This window comes from Corynebacterium sp. HMSC30G07, from assembly GCF_001806945.1.
Taxonomy (GTDB): Bacteria; Actinomycetota; Actinomycetes; order Mycobacteriales; family Mycobacteriaceae; genus Corynebacterium; species Corynebacterium riegelii.
The window spans coordinates 1-16,941 of the sequence record NZ_KV786454.1; the positions used below are offsets into that span (position 1 = coordinate 1).

Annotated in this window: 17 protein-coding genes and 1 pseudogene; 14 read left to right on the top strand and 4 right to left on the bottom strand. The window is 59.7% G+C overall.

Annotation, left to right across the window (positions count from 1 at the left end):
* Positions 1 to 40: 40 nt before the first annotated feature.
* The 6 genes from HMPREF3104_RS12420 to HMPREF3104_RS03195 all read left to right on the top strand — a co-directional run bounded on the left by HMPREF3104_RS12420 (position 41) and on the right by HMPREF3104_RS03195 (position 2,850).
* Positions 41 to 199, top strand: a complete 159-nt coding sequence (locus HMPREF3104_RS12420) for a hypothetical protein (protein WP_168156351.1) — start codon at positions 41 to 43, stop codon at positions 197 to 199.
* 293 nt (positions 200 to 492) lie between these two features.
* Positions 493 to 648, top strand: coding sequence for a hypothetical protein (locus HMPREF3104_RS12425; RefSeq protein ID WP_168156352.1), 156 nt, complete (start codon positions 493 to 495; stop codon positions 646 to 648).
* A 141-nt stretch (positions 649 to 789) separates the two neighbouring features.
* On the top strand, positions 790 to 1,260 hold the full coding sequence (locus HMPREF3104_RS03180; protein WP_083278900.1) for a methylated-DNA--[protein]-cysteine S-methyltransferase: 471 nt from the start codon (positions 790 to 792) through the stop codon (positions 1,258 to 1,260).
* Positions 1,253 to 2,014, top strand: coding sequence for a fructosamine kinase family protein (locus HMPREF3104_RS03185; protein ID WP_070494247.1), 762 nt, complete (start codon positions 1,253 to 1,255; stop codon positions 2,012 to 2,014). The genes HMPREF3104_RS03180 and HMPREF3104_RS03185 overlap by 8 nt, the downstream gene beginning before the upstream one ends.
* 70 nt (positions 2,015 to 2,084) lie before the next feature.
* Complete coding sequence (locus HMPREF3104_RS03190) at positions 2,085 to 2,444, top strand: type II toxin-antitoxin system Phd/YefM family antitoxin (protein WP_052203192.1); 360 nt, start codon at positions 2,085 to 2,087, stop codon at positions 2,442 to 2,444.
* Positions 2,437 to 2,850 carry a PIN domain-containing protein gene (locus HMPREF3104_RS03195; protein WP_070494249.1) on the top strand — a complete coding sequence of 138 codons (414 nt, stop codon included), beginning with the start codon at positions 2,437 to 2,439 and terminating at the stop codon, positions 2,848 to 2,850. Before HMPREF3104_RS03190 ends, HMPREF3104_RS03195 begins: the two co-directional genes overlap by 8 nt.
* Here HMPREF3104_RS03195 and nadE read toward each other — a convergent pair.
* Complete coding sequence (nadE, locus tag HMPREF3104_RS03200) at positions 2,847 to 3,677, bottom strand: ammonia-dependent NAD(+) synthetase (protein WP_305763973.1); 831 nt, start codon at positions 3,675 to 3,677, stop codon at positions 2,847 to 2,849. The genes HMPREF3104_RS03195 and nadE overlap by 4 nt on opposite strands.
* 122 nt (positions 3,678 to 3,799) lie before the next feature.
* Here nadE and ykgO point away from each other — a divergent pair, with 122 nt between their 5' ends.
* From ykgO to nrdE, 4 genes are all read left to right on the top strand, one after another.
* Positions 3,800 to 3,922: a type B 50S ribosomal protein L36 gene (gene ykgO, locus HMPREF3104_RS03205; RefSeq protein ID WP_005288826.1), complete on the top strand. Its 123-nt coding sequence runs from the start codon at positions 3,800 to 3,802 to the stop codon at positions 3,920 to 3,922.
* Positions 3,923 to 4,293: 371 nt separating this feature from the next.
* The gene (nrdH, locus tag HMPREF3104_RS03210; protein WP_070494254.1) at positions 4,294 to 4,527 is read left to right on the top strand and encodes a glutaredoxin-like protein NrdH; all 234 of its coding nucleotides are present in this window, start codon (positions 4,294 to 4,296) and stop codon (positions 4,525 to 4,527) included.
* A gap of 19 nt (positions 4,528 to 4,546) precedes the next feature.
* Positions 4,547 to 5,077 carry a class Ib ribonucleoside-diphosphate reductase assembly flavoprotein NrdI gene (nrdI, locus tag HMPREF3104_RS03215; protein ID WP_083278902.1) on the top strand — a complete coding sequence of 177 codons (531 nt, stop codon included), beginning with the start codon at positions 4,547 to 4,549 and terminating at the stop codon, positions 5,075 to 5,077.
* A gap of 37 nt (positions 5,078 to 5,114) precedes the next feature.
* On the top strand, positions 5,115 to 7,298 hold the full coding sequence (gene nrdE, locus HMPREF3104_RS03220) for a class 1b ribonucleoside-diphosphate reductase subunit alpha (protein ID WP_070494256.1): 2,184 nt from the start codon (positions 5,115 to 5,117) through the stop codon (positions 7,296 to 7,298).
* A 239-nt stretch (positions 7,299 to 7,537) separates the two neighbouring features.
* On the opposite strand, the gene HMPREF3104_RS03225 is transcribed toward nrdE, so the two are convergent.
* On the bottom strand, positions 7,538 to 8,251 hold the full coding sequence (locus tag HMPREF3104_RS03225) for a FadR/GntR family transcriptional regulator (RefSeq protein ID WP_070494259.1): 714 nt from the start codon (positions 8,249 to 8,251) through the stop codon (positions 7,538 to 7,540).
* A gap of 140 nt (positions 8,252 to 8,391) precedes the next feature.
* Here HMPREF3104_RS03225 and nrdF point away from each other — a divergent pair, with 140 nt between their 5' ends.
* From nrdF to HMPREF3104_RS03245, 4 genes are all read left to right on the top strand, one after another.
* Positions 8,392 to 9,414: a class 1b ribonucleoside-diphosphate reductase subunit beta gene (gene nrdF, locus HMPREF3104_RS03230; RefSeq protein WP_070494261.1), complete on the top strand. Its 1,023-nt coding sequence runs from the start codon at positions 8,392 to 8,394 to the stop codon at positions 9,412 to 9,414.
* A 267-nt stretch (positions 9,415 to 9,681) separates the two neighbouring features.
* Positions 9,682 to 11,436: an aa3-type cytochrome oxidase subunit I gene (gene ctaD / locus HMPREF3104_RS03235; protein ID WP_052203206.1), complete on the top strand. Its 1,755-nt coding sequence runs from the start codon at positions 9,682 to 9,684 to the stop codon at positions 11,434 to 11,436.
* A 94-nt stretch (positions 11,437 to 11,530) separates the two neighbouring features.
* Positions 11,531 to 12,784, top strand: a complete 1,254-nt coding sequence (serB, locus tag HMPREF3104_RS03240; RefSeq protein WP_052203207.1) for a phosphoserine phosphatase SerB — start codon at positions 11,531 to 11,533, stop codon at positions 12,782 to 12,784.
* A complete protein-coding gene (locus HMPREF3104_RS03245; protein WP_246816336.1) occupies positions 12,781 to 13,512 on the top strand; it encodes an aminoacyl-tRNA hydrolase in 732 nt (243 codons plus the stop codon). The genes serB and HMPREF3104_RS03245 overlap by 4 nt, the downstream gene beginning before the upstream one ends.
* Positions 13,513 to 13,551: 39 nt before the next feature.
* Here HMPREF3104_RS03245 and HMPREF3104_RS12720 read toward each other — a convergent pair.
* Together HMPREF3104_RS12720 and HMPREF3104_RS03255 are read right to left on the bottom strand one after the other, a co-directional pair.
* Positions 13,552 to 15,416 (bottom strand): annotated as a pseudogene (locus tag HMPREF3104_RS12720) (ATP-dependent DNA helicase).
* 113 nt (positions 15,417 to 15,529) lie between these two features.
* Complete coding sequence (locus tag HMPREF3104_RS03255) at positions 15,530 to 16,894, bottom strand: nicotinate phosphoribosyltransferase (protein WP_070494263.1); 1,365 nt, start codon at positions 16,892 to 16,894, stop codon at positions 15,530 to 15,532.
* Positions 16,895 to 16,941 lie beyond the last annotated feature (47 nt).

A 16,941-nucleotide genomic window follows, 5' to 3' on the forward strand; every position in this document is an offset into this window, starting at 1 on the left:
TATCCAAAAAAGCACACATTTTGTCGCTTAACCCAACAATATGAAGAACCGTGTACGCCCGTGGGTACGCATGTTTGCCGCGCAGGCTGACGCTGGCGACCCTACCGGCACCGGGCATGGCAGCGCCCCAGGTCAGCCGACGCTCAACGTGTTTGTTGCGGAAGTTTGGCAGAAATCGCACGCAGGAGTGAAACTGTGAAGACAAAGAGAGTTGCTATGCATAAACAACATGCAGATGATGCACTAGATACGTTTCATTTCAATTATCTACTAAAGGCAGGCACTGAGGATGATAGTTACATCCCAACCCACGGCATCGACGTGGGAAGAACATGTATCTGCGTTCCAACGGGAATACAGAATGAGTAGGTCACAAGCAGAAGAAACCACTTTGACCCACGCCGGACTAGGGTTTTTGGTGTGCACTGATCGTCCTGAACTGTCCCCACCTGACGGGCAAAAGCTGGACTTTGACTTGTTTTAATCGCCTCGATGTCTTCTGCCCATCACGGTTCCGTGGTGGGCATTTTTCATGCCCACCTGCTGGTGACTTATCGCAGGCAGGAAGCAATAGGTATGGCGGACACAGTGGAGGCCTGTGGGGTGGACGTTGCTGCGCAAGCTGACGCTGCAAAGCCCACACACTAGCAGACAATGCAAAAATGGCCAAATGTAGCGACATGTGACCTGGGGGAACGGAGGGCGTTTTTCAATGTCTGCTAGTGAAAATGCTCCAGTGAATGCTCCAGTGGTCGCTTTAGCCTCCTCCGGGCCAGTACCTTGGGTCGCATGTATGAGTTGCGGCTGTACGAGTTTGATTCGCCAATCGGCCGTCTTGGCCTGGTGGAATCTGCGCGGGGTGTAACCAAGGTATTGCTGCCTGGTGATACATGTGAGCACCCTGTGCGCACCCAGGAGGACCACACTCCCGCGGCCCGGCAGCTTGAGGAGTACTTCGCAGGCACGCGCCGTGAGTTCACCGTGCGATTGGACTTGGGTGGCCTCACGCCGTTTCGTGCGCGGGCGCTGCACACGTTGTCACAGGTGCCCTACGGGGAGACGGTGACCTATGCGGAGCTTGCCCACGCCGCAGGTAGCCCGAAGGCGGTGCGCGCCGCCGGCAGTGCGTGCGCGACGAACCCGCTGCCGCTGTTCATCCCGTGCCACCGGGTGCTGCGCGCTGATGGTTCCCTCGGCGGCTACCGCGGCGGTGAACGCGCGAAACGTTTCCTACTGGCTTTGGAGGGGATCAATGTCTGACACGTTTATCAAGCACGGCAGCGCACCTGGGGCTGCGGCGGCTGAGGCTGCGTATCTTCGCTGGTTGCGGGAGGGCTCCCAAGCGGTGGTCAGGGTGCTTCTGCTTAACGACGCCGCGAACACCCTCATCATCGAAAAAGTCGATTCCGCCCGCCCAACAGTGGAAGCAGCCCGGGCCGCTGGCCGAGAACTTGCAGCGATTCACGTCATGGGTGCAGCCGCATTCGGTGCGCCGGCAGATGGCTGGGACGGGCCGAACTTCATTGGCACCCGTGAGCAGTCGTGTGTGCCCACGACGCGGTGGGCGAAGTTCTATGTGGAGCAGCGCGTGCTGCCGTTTGCGGAGCACGCACACCGGGTGGGGCACCTCCCGTCGAGTGGTTTGGACGTTGTGCGGCAGGCGTGCGACGCGCTCCTTGCAGAGGATGAGGACGCGCCCCTTGCGCGCATCCACGGTGATCTGTGGTCGGGCAACCTGCTGTGGTCCTCAACCGGGCCGCGCTTTATTGATCCGGCGGCGCACGGCGGGCATCCGCTGACAGACATCGCCATGTTGGAGCTCTTTGGAGCCCCGCTTTTCGACGCCATCGTGGACGGCTACCTCGCCGCAGGCGGAGAGCTTGGGTGTGACTGGCGGCGTCGCATAGCCGTGCACCAACTGCACCCACTTGCGGTACACGCGTGGACGCACGGGCCGTCTTACGGATCTACGCTGGTACGGGCGGCGGAAGAGACCCTACGCGTGGTTGGTTAGGGGGTTGACTGAGGTCTGAACGGCAGCTACCCTGCAATGTAATACATGTATTACATAAGGGAGGTGTCGCATGGGAATTGAGGTTCGTCTGCAGGAGCTGCTGACTGAACGGGCAGGCACCACGACCGTCTCCATGCGGGAGCTGAACCAGAAAACGCGTGCGGTGATTGACCGTGTGATGAAGGAGGGATCGACGTTGACTGTGACAGATAGGGGAGTGCCGATCGCGGAAATACACCCGGTGAGTCAGAAGGCAGGTTTGGACCGACTTGAAGAACTCGGACTCCTCGCTCAGAGGGGTCGCCCCTTCGAAGAGGGCTGGAAGCCCAGACAGTTTGAGTTTTCTCTGGAGGAATGGCTCGAAGATGAGCGCGGTGAGGAACGTCTGGAGCGAGTAATGGTGAATCTGCGGGATGCATCCGATGGGTAAGACGGAAGCTCTCGTATATGTGGATACTTCCGTGCTCGTTGCGATGACGGGTGAGGAGGCGCATAGCCGGTGGGCACTGACTACGCTGCGTCGACGTGCAATGGTGAGTTCGGCCATCCTGCGTGTGGAACTTGCCCGTTTTGCACATCGAATGAATTACGGCTTGGGATATGTCCGTGAATTGGAATCCAGGGTCTCGCTTGTCAACGTGGATGATGCGGTTATCGCAGCAGCTGTTGCTATTAGTGGTGAGGTTAAAACATTGGATTCTCTGCATGTGGGGACCTGGGCGAGGTTGCAGTCATTGGGGGTGACCTGTCCGTTTGTTACGGCGGATCGCAAACAGGCGCTGGCTGCAGCGTCCATGGGTGCGACGGTGATTCACCCCTACGGAGAGCTGCGTTAGCGCCACCAGGTGTCGTTCGGGCCTGGGGGAAGGTGGCGCTTGTGTTGGCCAATGCGCCAGAGGTGCTCAAGGCGCTTCTGGGCGTCGTGGGGAATCTGCTTGCCTTCGAGATAGTCGTCGATGTGGGCGTAGGTAATGCCCAGTGCTTCCTCGTCCGGAAGTGCGGGGCGGTCTTCCTCTAGGTCGGCGGTGGGGACCTTCTCCCACAGGCGGGGATCGGCGCCCATGTGCTTGAGTATTGCCGCGCCCTGGCGTTTGGTCAGGCCGGCAAGCGGGATGAGGTCGGCGGCACCGTCGCCATGCTTGGTAAAGAAGCCGGTGACGTTTTCTGCGGCGTGGTCGCTACCAATGACCAACAGGCCGCGCTCGCCGGCGATTGCGTACTGGGCGATCATGCGCATCCGCGCCTTGACGTTGCCCTTGTTAAAGTCGCCCAGCTGCTCAATGCCTAGCGCGTTGGCAACGGCTTCGGACATGGCGGTGGTCGCATCCTTGATGTTTACAGTCACGGTTTCTTCGGGCTGGATGAAATCCAGCGCCAGCTGTGCGTCGTCCTCGTCGGCTTGGATGCCGTGGGGGAGACGGACGGCGATGAAGGTGGCGTTGGCGCCGGCGTCGATACGCATGCGCACTGCAAGCTGAGCAAGCCTGCCAGCAAGGGTGGAATCCTGACCCCCTGAGATGCCAAGGACGAAGCCGTTAGCGCCGGTGACCTCGAGATAGTCGGCGAGAAATTGCACGCGACGGTCGATTTCTGCGGCCGGATCGATGGTGGGGGCAACGCCTAATGCGGCGATAATTTCGGATTGCATGAGCCTCATCGTAATGAAGAGGAAACGGAGAGGTTTTGCTTCGGGGGCTCGCGCGTGTAACATTTAACGACGTTGTGCGACCCGGCAACACGCCGAGCGTCGCTAATTGCAGGAATCTGAGCAGAAAGGAGCGCCCGATGAAGGTCCGCAAGTCGCTTCGGTCGCTGAAGAACAAGCCGGGCGCCCAGGTTGTGCGCCGCCACGGCAAGGTCTATGTCATTAACAAGAAGGACCCGCGCTTCAAGGCCCGCCAGGGCTAAGCGCTACGCGCCTCGACTTTATCCCGCTGCTGACGTTTGTCGCGGCGGGATTTGTCGTTTTTGGCAGCGTTATCGGTCCGCCAAAAAGTCTTAGGGAAAATTAATCCCATCGATGTAAGCAAAAACACCATGCCAAGGACTACATGTAGGTAATTTCCATGCCCCATCCTGCGAATACCACGAGTGTAACTACTACATGTAGTAGCGTTTGCCTAATTTTCCCCCAAGGTATAGTGTCTCTGGTGTGCCGCCGAGGGGATCGGCGAAACATAAAAAGAATCGGGGAAGGCACTGTCGCAGGGCCTTCTAGCCAGTTGCGGAACATGTCCGCGAAGACAGCGGAAACCCGCACGGAAAGAGGAAGAAGGCCAATGTCTATCACCGTTTACACCAAGCCAGCTTGCCAGCAGTGCCGCGCAACCACTCGTGCCCTGGATAAGGCTGGGTTGGAGTACAACTTGGTTGACATCTCCCTGGATGTTGAGGCCCGTGACTACGTGATGGCACTTGGTCACCTGCAGGCTCCGGTTGTAGAGGTGGATGGAGACCACTGGTCCGGCTTCCGCCCGGAGCGTATCCGCGGCCTCGCAGCAGCAGCGGCATAAGGGAGGCCAGGGAAGAGGCATGCTTCTTGTCTACTTCTCATCCACAACCGAAAACACCAAACGGTTTGTGGAGAAGGTGGGTCTACCGGCAAAACGGATCCCACTGCATCGCAATGATGAACCGCTTGTGGTCAACGAACCCTACATTCTTGTGTGTCCCACCTACGGGGGAGGGGTTTCCCTCACACATGAGAATTCACGCCCGGTTCCGCCGCAAGTCATTCGCTTCTTGAACAACCAGCACAACCGCTCATTCATCCGAGGGGTTATCGCTGGCGGAAACTCGAACTTTGGCAAGGATTTTTGCCGAGCCGGAGAGGTCATTTCCGCTAAATGTAAGGTGCCGTTTCTTTATCGCTTTGAGCTGATGGGGGCACCTGAAGATGTCACTCGCGTGCGAAGCCAGCTGGTGAAACACGCTGAGCGTCTGGGTCTTGGCCCAGTAGATGCGCCTGTTGAAGAAAGCAGGCAGGATGAAAATGCTGAGCGCCTCGCGCGTTTGCGGGAAAAATATGCTCGTAAATATGCGAAGCGCGTCGCCCACGCGTAGTAGTCACGTACTCATTTAAATAAGGAAGGCAACGCCCGTGTCCACCTCCACCACTGAAACCTCCGGCGCACTTGGCAAGAGCGTCCCAGAGCCGGCATCTCAGGCTGATCAGCTTGATTACCACGCGTTGAACGCGCTGCTCAATCTTTACGACGAGAACGGGCAGATCCAGTTTGACAAGGACCGCGAAGCGGCGAACCAGTTCTTCCTGCAGCACGTAAACCAGAACACGGTGTACTTCCATGATCTGGAAGAGAAGATGAAGTACTTGGTGGACAACAAGTACTACGAGCCGCACGTTATTGATCAGTACGAGTGGGAGTTTGTCAAGGACACGTTCAAGCGTGCGTACTCCTACAAGTTCCGCTTCAAGTCCTTCCTGGGTGCGTACAAGTACTACACGTCCTACACGCTGAAGACGTTTGATGGGCGCCGTTACCTGGAGCGTTTTGAGGACCGTGTGTCTATGACCGCGCTGTTCCTTGCCGCTGGCAATGAGGAACTGGCCACCGCCTTGGTGGACGAGATTATGACCGGCCGTTTCCAACCGGCAACCCCGACCTTCCTGAACGCCGGTAAGGCGCAGCGCGGTGAGCTGGTCTCCTGCTTCCTGCTGCGTATTGAGGACAACATGGAGTCCATTGGCCGCGCCATCAACTCCTCCCTACAGCTGTCTAAGCGCGGCGGCGGCGTGGCACTGCTGCTTTCCAATATCCGTGAGTCCGGTGCACCGATCAAGCACATTGAAAACCAGTCCTCCGGTGTTATCCCGGTGATGAAGCTTCTGGAGGACTCCTTCTCCTACGCCAACCAGCTGGGTGCCCGCCAGGGTGCGGGTGCGGTGTACTTGAATGCACACCACCCGGACATTATGCGCTTCTTGGACACCAAGCGTGAAAACGCAGATGAGAAGATCCGCATTAAGACGCTGTCGCTCGGCGTTGTTATCCCGGACGTGACGTTTGAGCTGGCGAAGCGCAACGATGACATGTACTTGTTCTCCCCGTACGACGTTGAGCGTGTCTACGGCGTGCCGTTCGCGGATATCTCCATTACGGAGAAATACGAGGAGATGGTGGAGGACCCACGCATCCGCAAGTCCAAGATCAAGGCCCGCCAGTTCTTCCAAACCATCGCGGAGATCCAGTTCGAGTCTGGCTACCCGTACATCCTGTTCGAGGACACGGCGAACAAGGCGAACCCAGTGAAGACCGGCCGCATCAACATGTCCAACCTGTGCTCGGAGATTCTGCAGGTCAACTCGGCGTCGGTGCTAAACGATGACCTGACCTACGACACGATCGGCCATGACATTTCGTGCAACCTGGGCTCGCTGAACATTGCGATGACCATGGATTCGGACAACTTCTCCCGCACGATCGAAACCGCGATCCGTGGCCTGACTGCGGTGGCAGACTTCACCTCCATCGACTCGGTGCCGAGCGTGCGTGAGGGCAACGATGCCTCGCACGCTATCGGCCTTGGCCAGATGAACCTACACGGCTACCTGGGCCGCGAGCACATCGAGTACGGCTCTGAAGAAGGCCTCGACTTCACCAACGCGTACTTCGCGGCAGTGATGTACGAGTGCATCAAGGCCTCCCACAAGATCGCCGTGGAGAAGGGCGAGACGTTCAAGGACTTTGAGAAGTCCGATTATGCCAGCGGTGAATTCTTCGACCGCTACAACCCGGAGAACTTCCAGCCGAAGACCGACAAGGTGAAGGCACTGTTTGAAGCTTCCGACATCGCCGTCCCGACCGCGGAAGAGTGGGCACAGCTCAAGGCTGACGTTGCACGTGACGGTATTTATAACCGCTACCTGCAGGCGATCCCGCCGACCGGCTCGATCTCCTACATCAACAACTCCACCTCTTCGATCCACCCGATTGCCTCCAAGATTGAGATCCGCAAGGAAGGCAAGATCGGCCGCGTCTACTACCCGGCGCCGCACATGGACAACGAGAACTTGGAGTGCTTCAAGGATGCGTATGAGATTGGCTACGAAAAGATCATTGACACCTACGCCGAAGCCACGAAATACGTGGACCAGGGCTTGTCGCTGACCTTGTTCTTCAAGGACACGGTGACCACCCGTGACATCAACCGTGCGCAGATCTACGCATGGCGCAAGGGCATTAAGACTCTGTACTACATCCGCCTGCGCCAGATGGCGTTGGAAGGCACGGAGGTTGAGGGCTGCGTGTCCTGCATGCTCTAGCGTGTAACTGCACGACACGATGCTCCGGACGAGTTTGCAGCTACCTACACCCGGCTACCAAGCGAAAAAACTGCAGGTAGCCGGGTGTAGGTAGCTGCAAGCGTGTTTCGGCGATCCAGGCGCCGCGGCCGACGCATGTGAAGCGGCCGACGCAGGCGCCGCGACCGACGCAGGCGCCGCGGCCGACGCATGCGCCGCGCAGAACCAGCGGCAGGGGTACCAACCCCAACGAACAGTGGCTAGATCTCCATGAAACCGCTGACGCCGGTAAGCAGGCGGCGGGACGCATCTTCGGCACCTTGGGCATCTCGCTTGGCCACGCTTTCAGCCAGGTCCACGTGCACGCGCATCGTTTCTAGCTCTGGCTCGTCTGGCATGATGCCGTAGCGGGTGCGGCCTTCGAGCACGTTCATGATCGGCTCAGCCAGGGCGGCAAACATTTCGTTGCCGGAGGCCTGGAGTAAAAGCGTGTGGAATTCCTTGTCCGCTGCAAGGAACTCGTCGGAGTTGCCCTGGCCGGCTTCGGTGAGGTCGACGAGTTTCACGGCCAGTTCGTGGAGGCGGGCTGCCTGCTCGGGGGAGGCATTGCCTGCTGCCAGGTTGGCGGCGATTGGCTCTACTGCGGTGCGTACTGCGTCCAGCGAGGTGATCTGTCCGGCGCGTTGCGTGTCGCTGGCTAGGCGCCATGCGATGACGGAGCGGTCGAACACTGCCCAGCGGGAGGCGGGCAGGACGCGGATACCTACACGTCGTGAAGAGGAAACGAGCCCAAGCTGCTCCAGCGCACGCATCGCTTCGCGGGCCACTGTGCGGGAAATCCCGAAGCGGGTGGAGATGTCTTGGAGGGTAAAAGTTTCGCCCTCCGACTTGGCGCCGGAGACGATTTCTCCGCCGAGCGTGTCAAGTACTGCGGAAAGAAGCGGCTCTGCGGTCGTCTCTCGTGCAACCGACATGGGGACAAACCTCCATCGCGTAAGGGTGATGTTGATTACCTGATAGTTTAATGATCATCTCTCTTCGCCCAAATAGTGGGGGTTTCATCTCTGCAAGCGCGATGCGATCTGCATGTGCTGTCTGGGCTAGGATGAGTCGCATGAGCCAAGAGGAAAACCTGCAGTCTGTTGTCCAAGACGGTGATTATGACGCGTATGTCGCGGCCCACCCGGAGCCGATGAAGGCGGTTAACTGGAATAGCATTCCGGATGAGAAGGATCAGGAGGTGTGGGATCGCCTGACCGGTAACTTCTGGTTGCCGGAGAAGATTCCCGTGTCCAATGACATTCCGAGCTGGAACACGCTCAATGATGACGAGCAGCTTTCCACGATGCGTGTGTTTGCAAACTTGACGTTGCTGGATACGTTGCAGGGCACGGTTGGCGCGGTGTCACTGTTGCCGGATGCGAGGACGCTGCATGAGGAAGCGGTGCTGACCAATATTGCGTTCATGGAGTCGGTGCACGCGAAGTCCTACTCCAACATCTATATGACGTTGGCGAGCACTCCGCAGATTAATGACGCGTTCCGTTGGACCGAGGAAAACCCCGAGGTGCAGCGCAAGGCCAAGATTGTTGAGAGCTTCTATGTGGGTGATGACCCGCTGAAGAAGAAGATTGCCTCGGTGATGTTGGAGTCGTTCCTCTTCTACTCTGGTTTCTACCTGCCGTTGAACTGGTCAGTGCACTCGAAGCTGACCAATACTGCGGACATTATTCGCCTGATCATTCGTGATGAGGCGGTGCACGGTTACTACATTGGCTACAAGTACCAGGTTGCGCTGCGTGAGGAGTCTCAGGCGCGTAAGGATGAGCTCAAGGAGCACGCCTTCGACCTGTTGTATGACCTGTATGAGAATGAGTCGCAGTACACGGAGGATCTGTATGATCCGCTGGGCTGGACGGAGGATGTGAAGCGTTTCCTGCGTTATAACGCGAATAAAGCGCTGAACAACTTGGGGTATGAGGGTCTGTTCCCGGCAGATGAGACCCGGGTGTCGCCGGCTATTTTGGCTTCGCTTGCTCCGAATGCGGATGAGAACCATGACTTCTTCTCGGGCTCTGGCTCGTCGTATGTCATTGGTAAGGCGGAGGATACCCAGGACGACGACTGGGATTTTTAAAGAGCTTTTGCTTATCGACGTCGCGTGTAACCCCCAATCGGGTGAACCCCGAGCATTGCTGTGGAGGGTTGCGCGCGGCGTCTTTCGTTTCAAGGTGAGCTGGGGGTATGGCCGGGGTCACGTTCAATTCGGCCCGCCGGGGGCGGGGAAGGACTAGACTCTGCCGCATAGCTTGCCTGTGATGGCTGGCAATTTCATGTGCTAATCGTTAGGATGATTCGGTACCTTAAGTGGCTTTTTGCATAAAGCCCGAGTCAGGAGGATCGTATGACCGCTGTGGCGCCAAGGCTGGACAACTATGTCCCGCCGACTCGTCCGGAACCAACGGGTAATGCCCGTCGTGGTTCCAAGCTTTACAAAATGATGACCACGACGGACCACAAAGAACTGGGCATTATCTACATCATTATGTCCTTCATCTGGTTCTTCCTCGGTGGTCTGATGGCCTTGCTGCTGCGCCTTGAGCTGTTTAGCCCGGGCCTGCAGTTCCTGTCCAACGAGCAGTTCAACCAGCTGTTCACCATGCACGGCACAGTGATGCTGTTGGCGTTCGGTACCCCGATCGTTTGGGGTTTTGCTAACTACGTTCTGCCGCTGCAGATTGGTGCTCCGGACGTGGCGTTCCCGCGTCTGAACTCCTTCGGTTTCTGGATCACCCAGGTGGGTATCGTCGCGTTCCTCGCTGGCTTCCTCACCCCGGGTGGTGCTGCTGACTTCGGTTGGACCATGTACATGCCGCTGGCTGACGCAACGCACACGCCGTCTGTGTCCGCGAACCTGTGGATCGTTGGTGTGGGTGCAACCGGTATCGGTACCGTTGCTTCCGCTATCAACATGCTGACCACGGTGCTGACCATGCGTGCTCCGGGCATGACCATGTTCCGTATGCCGATCTTCACTTGGACGGTGTTCATCACCTCGATCATCGCTCTGATGATCTTCCCGCTGCTGCTTGCTGCTGCTCTGGGTGTTCTGTATGACCGTCTGCTGGGCGGCCACATCTACGACACCGCTAACGGTGGTGCGATTCTGTGGCAGCACCTGTTCTGGTTCTTCGGCCACCCTGAGGTGTACGTCCTGGCGTTGCCGTTCTTCGGTGTGATCTCTGAGGTCATCCCGGTCTTCTCCCGTAAGCCGATCTTCGGCTACATCGGCCTGGTCTTCGCAACCCTGGCTATTGCGGGTCTGTCCATGGCTGTGTGGGCACACCACATGTTCGCAACCGGTGCGGTTCTGCTGCCGTTCTTCTCGTTCATGACGTTCCTGATCTCGGTTCCGACCGGTGTGAAGTTCTTCAACTGGGTTGGCACCATGTGGAACGGCCGCATCACGTTCGATTCCCCGATGCTGTGGGCGATGGGCTTCCTGTTCACCTTCCTCTTCGGTGGTCTGACCGGTATTATGCTGGCTTCCCCGCCGCTGGACTTCCAGCTGCATGACTCCTACTTCGTGGTTGCTCACTTCCACTACACCCTCTTCGGCACCGTGGTGTTCTCCACCATCGCTGGTGTCCACTTCTGGTTCCCGAAGATGACGGGCCGCATGCTGGATGAGCGCCTGGGCAAGATCTCCTTCTGGCTGGTCTTCATCGGCTTCAACGCAACCTTCCTTGTTCAGCACTGGCTGGGCAACATGGGTATGCCGCGCCGCTACGCTGACTACCTGGACACCGACGGCTTCACGCTGCTGAACCAGATCTCCACGGTCGGCTCCCTGATCCTGGGTATCGGTATGCTGCCGTTCATCTGGAACGTGTTCAAGTCCTGGCGCTACGGTGAGATCGTCACTGTGGACGATCCGTGGGGCTACGGCAACTCCCTCGAGTGGGCTACCTCCTGCCCGCCGCCGCGCCACAACTTCACCTCCCTGCCGCGTATCCGCTCCGAGCGCCCGGCCTTCGAGCTGCACTACCCGCACATGGTGGAGACCCTGCGCCGCGAGGCACACACCGGCCACTCCACTGACACGCCGGCTACCTGGAAGGGCGAAAGCCAAGCTGCCACGGTTGGCGCTGAGAAGTAGGCCTGCTGCGCTATACGTCGCGCGACCTGACTGATTACAACAACAGAGCCCCTCATCGACAGATGGGGGGCTTCATTGTGTTAGTGTCCGCGCTATGAAGCCTCTTGAAATTGCCCTACAGACAGGTCTGAAAAGGGCCGTCATTAGCACCTCTGGTCCGGACAAGCCGGGCGTGTCCGCAGAGTTCTTCGCGGCACTCGCCAGCCATGAGGTGCAGCTGCTGGATGTGGAGCAGACCAACTTCCGCGGACGCCTCCACCTTGCAGCCCTTGTGGGCATGAACCCAGACGTGCTTTCGGACCTTGAGCGTGATCTGCGCAGTGCACTGTTTGACTTCGGCCAGGTCGTCGCGATCGAAACCGGCGAGGCTGTAGCGAAGGGCTCACGCGAAAAATCCACTCACGTTGTTGTTGCCTTGGGTAACCCGCTAACGGCGGAGAACGTCTCACGCTTGGGTGCGGCCCTGGCATCTTTCGGCGCCAACATCAACGTCATCCGCGGCATTGCGCAGTACCCGCTGACCGGCCTGGAGTTCCGCATTACGGTGCCGGATTACACTCCGGGCGACGGAAAGAAGATCCGCAGGGCTCTGGCGGAGCTGTCCGCTAAGCAGGGGATCGACTTGGCTATGGAGCACGCGGGGCTACACCGCCGGGCGAAGCGTCTTGTGTGCTTTGACTGTGATTCCACGTTGATCACCGGCGAGGTCATTGAGATGCTCGCGGCGCACGCCGGCCGTGAAGCAGAGGTTGCTGCCGTGACGGAGCGTGCGATGCGGGGCGAGCTTGATTTCGAAGAGTCGCTGCGTGAGCGTGTGAAGACCTTGGCGGGCTTGGACGCTTCCGTGATCGATGAGGTTGCTGCAGAGATCCAGCTGACGCCGGGTGCGCGCACCACCATTCGCACGTTGAACTCGATGGGGTATCGCACTGCGGTGGTCTCCGGCGGCTTTATCCAGGTGCTGGAGGATCTGGCCGAGGAGCTGGAGCTTGATTACGTTCGGGCCAACACCTTGGAGATTGTGGACGGCAAGCTGACCGGCCGCGTCATCGGTGATGTTGTGGACCGTGAGGCGAAGGCGAATTTCCTTGAGGTTTTCGCCGCGGATTCCGGGCTGACCATGGCACAGACGGTTGCCGTGGGCGATGGTGCCAATGACATCGACATGCTTTCGCGCGCGGGCCTTGGCATTGCGTTTAATGCGAAGCCAGCGCTCAAGGAAGTTGCGGACGCTTCGGTTAACCACCCCTTCTTGGATGAGGTGCTTTACATGCTGGGTATCCCGCGCGAAGAAATTGACACCTTCAACGAGGCCAGCGGCGTTGATTCCCAGCCGCCGCAGCTGTGACGCAGCCGAGTGAGGCGTTTGCCGCGGCGCATCGCCTGCTGGCGGAAACCAGGACGGACTACAGGCAGCGCACCGAGGACCCGGATGATCCTTCGACCGTCCAGGCGATGCAGTTGGTGATTCACCTGCCGAAGGTGGATCCGCCAACGCGTAACCAGGTGCTGGTGGACGCGGCGAAAGCAACTGTTGCCGTCTGTTTGGACACCAGGGCGGGTGAGCCGGGCTTTTGGCAGGAAGGCCTTGGGCGCTGGTACGGGCATCGCATCCGGAAAGTTGCCCGCCGCGCCCGCGGTAAGGCCTGGGATGACGTACAGGCGCTACCTGGCGTGACGGTGGGGTCGGTGCGCGCGTTCGTGCCCTCCAGCGTCGCGGAGGTGCCCCATGCCATTTCTAAGCTGCAGATCAAGGGCACCGATGTAGAGCAGTCGGAGCTTTTGCTTGTCGACGCCAACGTGCCCACCATCCACATCAACTCCACCCTGCACATGTCCTTGGGCAAGGCCGCTGCCCAGGTGGGGCACGCCGCCATGCTCTACGCAGCGGCGCTGCCGCTAAACAGCGCACACGCGTGGGCCGAGCAAGGGTTCGCGCTCAACGTGCGTGAAGTGGACGGCGTCGAGTTTTCGCAAGCGTGCAACACGCCGGGCGCGGTGCCGGTGCAAGACGCGGGCTTTACGGAAGTCGCACCGGGTTCCACCACGGTGGTGGCTGTGCCGCCGGCTGGGTAGGTACGCGGGCAGGGCTAGCGGGCAGGGCTAGCGGGCAAGCTAGTTGGCAACGAGGCGTCGTAACGCAGCGCGCACCACATCCGGGTCTGTGGTCTCCCAGTAAGGCAGTAGAGACCTGCGTAGGAACGAGCCGTAGCGCTTCGTCACCAGGCGATTATCCAGCACGGCGATAACGCCCTTGTCATGCACGGAACGCAATAGCCGGCCTGTGCCTTGGGCGAGCAGCAGCGCTGCGTGCGTGGCGGAAACCTCCATGAACCCGCTGCGGCCAGCGGCATCCGCGGCGGCCGCACGTGCCTGCAGCAGCGGGTCGTCGGGGCGGGGGAATGGGATGCGGTCAATGATGACCAAGGAGCACGACGAGCCGGGCACATCCACGCCCTGCCACAGCGTCAAGGTGCCAAAGAGGCAGGCATTTTCGGACTTGGCAAACTTATCCACCAACGCGCCGGTGGTGTCCTCGCCTTGCAAGAAAATGTCGAAGGGTAAACGCTTGCGCGTCTCTTTGGCGGCTTGCTCGGCGGCCTTGCGGGAGGAAAACAGTGCGAGTGTGCGCCCGCCAGCGGCGGTGATCAGCTCAGCTATCTCATCCAACGTCTGTGGTGAAAGCCCCTCGCGGCCAGGCGTTGGCAAGTGCTTGGCGGTGTACAAGATGCCAGACTTCCGCGGATTAAACGGCGTACCAGCGTCCAGGTGGTCCCAGGAGCCCTCGGGAAGCCCCCACGCTGCCGCCATGGCGTTGAAGTTGCCGCCAACGGTCAAGGTGGCGGAGGTGAGGACGACAGGCGTGGCGCTAAAAAGCGAGGTGCTCAACAAAGGAGCCACTGACAGCGGCGCGACCGACACAGCATCATCGTCGCGCTCGTTGCGGGTTAGCCACACCACGTCGCGGTGCTTGGCGGGGTCATCCTCATCAAACACGGACAGGATGCGATCCACAGCGTCCTCGAGCTCCCCAAGGTGGTTTCTCAGGTTGCCTCGCTCAGCGAACTTCTCAGGGTCATTCTCGGACTCGCCGGGTGGGGCATCCCCGATGGCCATGCGCGTGCGCGACAGGGCGCGTGAAAGGCCCTCAAACGCGGCGCGGGCCGGTGGGGTGATGTTTCCCAACGCCCGGGCTCCTCAATGGCTAAAGCGGCGTTGACGTCATCCACCACGTCCTCGAGGACAGCTTTGTCCGCACCGAGCTTGCCGGCGCGACGCGCCGCTAAGGTCAGGGCTCGACCAGAGATCACGTTGGTAGCAACGGAAGTGATACGCCCGTCGAGCTCGTGGGCCTCATCGATCACCACCGCCGAGTGCTCGGGAAGGATGTTGACATCAGACAAAGCGTCAATGGCCAGCATCGCGTGGTTGGTCACCACCACGTCCACCTTGCCGGCTTGTTCGCGGGCAAGCTGCGCAAAGCAGGATTCGCCGTGTGGGCAGCGGACTGCGCCCAGGCATTCGGCAGAGGTGACAGATACCTGGCGCCACACAAGATCGCTCACGCCGGGGCTTAAGTCATCGCGGTCACCGGTTTCGGTTTCCTGCGCCCACTCGGCCACACGCTTGACCTCTTTACCAATGCGTGAGAGGTTATCCTCTTCAATCAGCGCCTCCGGTGCATCGCTATCAAGCGCAAGTTTATGCAGGCAGGCGTAGTTGTTTCGGCCTTTGAGGATGGCAAAGGTGGGGCGGCGCTCCATGAGTGGCTCCAAAGCGTCGGCAAGCCGGGGCAGGTCGCGCTCCACCAACTGGCGCTGCAGCGCAATCGTCGCGGTGGAGACCACCACGGTGCTGCCGGTGCGCTGGGCGTGCAAAAACGCGGGCACCAGGTACGCCAGAGACTTACCGGTGCCGGTGCCAGCCTGCACGGCTAGGTGTCGCTGGGTATCAAACGCACGGGTCACCGCCTGCGCCATGGCCAGCTGGCCCTCGCGTGTAGCGCCGCCGATGGCTTCCACCGCTGCGGCAAGCAGGTCCTCGGTGGTTTGGCTCAGCGGCTGGTCGCTCGTCTTCTCGCCTGAAGCCACGCTTACTCGGCCGGCTCCGGGAAACCGACAAACTTGGTCGGAATCGCGGCCTCACCGCGCGAAAGGGCCAGGCCTTCCCACGGCAGGGTCGTACGCGCCTGAGCGTGCAGGCAGCGCGCGGATTCCAGATCAAAGTCTGCGTCTACAACCTTGCCGCCGCGAATCATCGGCACAGTCAGCTCCTGGTAGTCCAGGTTGGGCTTGCGCTCAATATCTGAACCCAAAGGTAGAATCACCTCGCTGACAGCAACGCCAGACGCACGGTAGGCACGCAGCGCAGTCTTCGCGCCACCGTAGGTGCGTTTGCCGGAGGAGCGCTTTGCCACAGCGTGACCTTCAACCTCCACCAGCTTGTACACCAGGCCAGCAGTCGGTGCGCCGGAGCCGGTGACTACAGACGTGCCAACGCCAAAGCCATCAACCGGGTCACTACGAAGCCCAGCAATGGTGAACTCATCCAGATCAGATGAGACGATGATGCGGGTGTTAAACGCGCCTGCCTCATCCAGCTGCTTGCGTACGCGGCGTGACACGATGCCCAGATCGCCCGAGTCAATACGCACCGCACCCAGGTCGGTACCGGCAACCTCAAGGGCGTTCTCCACACCCTTGGTGATGTCGAAGGTGTCCACCAGCAGCGTGGTATCCACACCGGCGGCGTCAATTTGTGCCTTGAACGCGGCCTTTTCGTCCGGCTGGCCGTTTTTATCCACGTGCAGCAGTGTCCACGCGTGCGCGGCGGTACCGGATGCCGGGATTCCGTAACGGTGGGACGCCTCCATGTTGGACGTCGCGTCAAAGCCCGCGATGTAGGTTGCACGTGCCGCGCTGACCGCAGCCAGCTCGTGGGTGCGGCGCGAACCCATCTCAATAATCGGCTTGCCGTCTGCCGCAGACACCATGCGTGAAGCTGCAGAGGCCACCGCAGAGTCCGAGTTGAAGATGGACAAGATGACGGTTTCCAAAATGACGCACTCGGCGAACGTGCCGCGCACCGTCAGGATGGGGGAGTAGGGGAAGTACAGATCGCCCTCGCGGTAGCCATCAATATCGCCGGTGAAGGTGTAATCGCGCAGGTACTGCTTCGCTTCGTCCGAAAGGAAAGGTGCAGAGGCGATCTGCTCTTCTGTGAAACGGAAGCTTGTGATCGCGTCGATCACACGCGCGGTGCCAGCGACCACTCCGTAGCGACGCTCCGCTGGCAGGCGCCTGGTGAACACCTCAAACGCACACTGGCGGAAGGCGGTGCCGTCCTGCAGCGCGGCGTCGAGCATGGTCAGTTCATACATGTCTGTCAGAAACGCAGTGGATTCATTGCACGTGGAGCTACGGTAATCGCTTACACGCTGCGGCGTCTGTTCGGTCATGGTATTCAAGGCTACCCTCGGCAGGCACACAGCGAGCACACGGCGGT

Excerpts from the sequence above, each read along its gene's own strand:
- HMPREF3104_RS12420 (WP_168156351.1), top strand. The coding sequence starts at position 41 with ATGAAGAACCGTGTACGCCCGTGGGTACGCATGTTTGCCGCGCAGGCT.
- HMPREF3104_RS12425 (WP_168156352.1), top strand. The coding sequence starts at position 493 with ATGTCTTCTGCCCATCACGGTTCCGTGGTGGGCATTTTTCATGCCCAC.
- HMPREF3104_RS03180 (WP_083278900.1), top strand. The coding sequence starts at position 790 with ATGTATGAGTTGCGGCTGTACGAGTTTGATTCGCCAATCGGCCGTCTT.
- HMPREF3104_RS03185 (WP_070494247.1), top strand. The coding sequence starts at position 1,253 with ATGTCTGACACGTTTATCAAGCACGGCAGCGCACCTGGGGCTGCGGCG.
- HMPREF3104_RS03190 (WP_052203192.1), top strand. The coding sequence starts at position 2,085 with ATGGGAATTGAGGTTCGTCTGCAGGAGCTGCTGACTGAACGGGCAGGC.
- HMPREF3104_RS03195 (WP_070494249.1), top strand. The coding sequence starts at position 2,437 with ATGGGTAAGACGGAAGCTCTCGTATATGTGGATACTTCCGTGCTCGTT.
- ykgO (WP_005288826.1), top strand. The coding sequence starts at position 3,800 with ATGAAGGTCCGCAAGTCGCTTCGGTCGCTGAAGAACAAGCCGGGCGCC.
- nrdH (WP_070494254.1), top strand. The coding sequence starts at position 4,294 with ATGTCTATCACCGTTTACACCAAGCCAGCTTGCCAGCAGTGCCGCGCA.
- nrdI (WP_083278902.1), top strand. The coding sequence starts at position 4,547 with ATGCTTCTTGTCTACTTCTCATCCACAACCGAAAACACCAAACGGTTT.
- HMPREF3104_RS03225 (WP_070494259.1), bottom strand. The coding sequence starts at position 8,251 with ATGTCGGTTGCACGAGAGACGACCGCAGAGCCGCTTCTTTCCGCAGTA.
- nrdF (WP_070494261.1), top strand. The coding sequence starts at position 8,392 with ATGAGCCAAGAGGAAAACCTGCAGTCTGTTGTCCAAGACGGTGATTAT.
- ctaD (WP_052203206.1), top strand. The coding sequence starts at position 9,682 with ATGACCGCTGTGGCGCCAAGGCTGGACAACTATGTCCCGCCGACTCGT.
- serB (WP_052203207.1), top strand. The coding sequence starts at position 11,531 with ATGAAGCCTCTTGAAATTGCCCTACAGACAGGTCTGAAAAGGGCCGTC.
- HMPREF3104_RS03255 (WP_070494263.1), bottom strand. The coding sequence starts at position 16,894 with ATGACCGAACAGACGCCGCAGCGTGTAAGCGATTACCGTAGCTCCACG.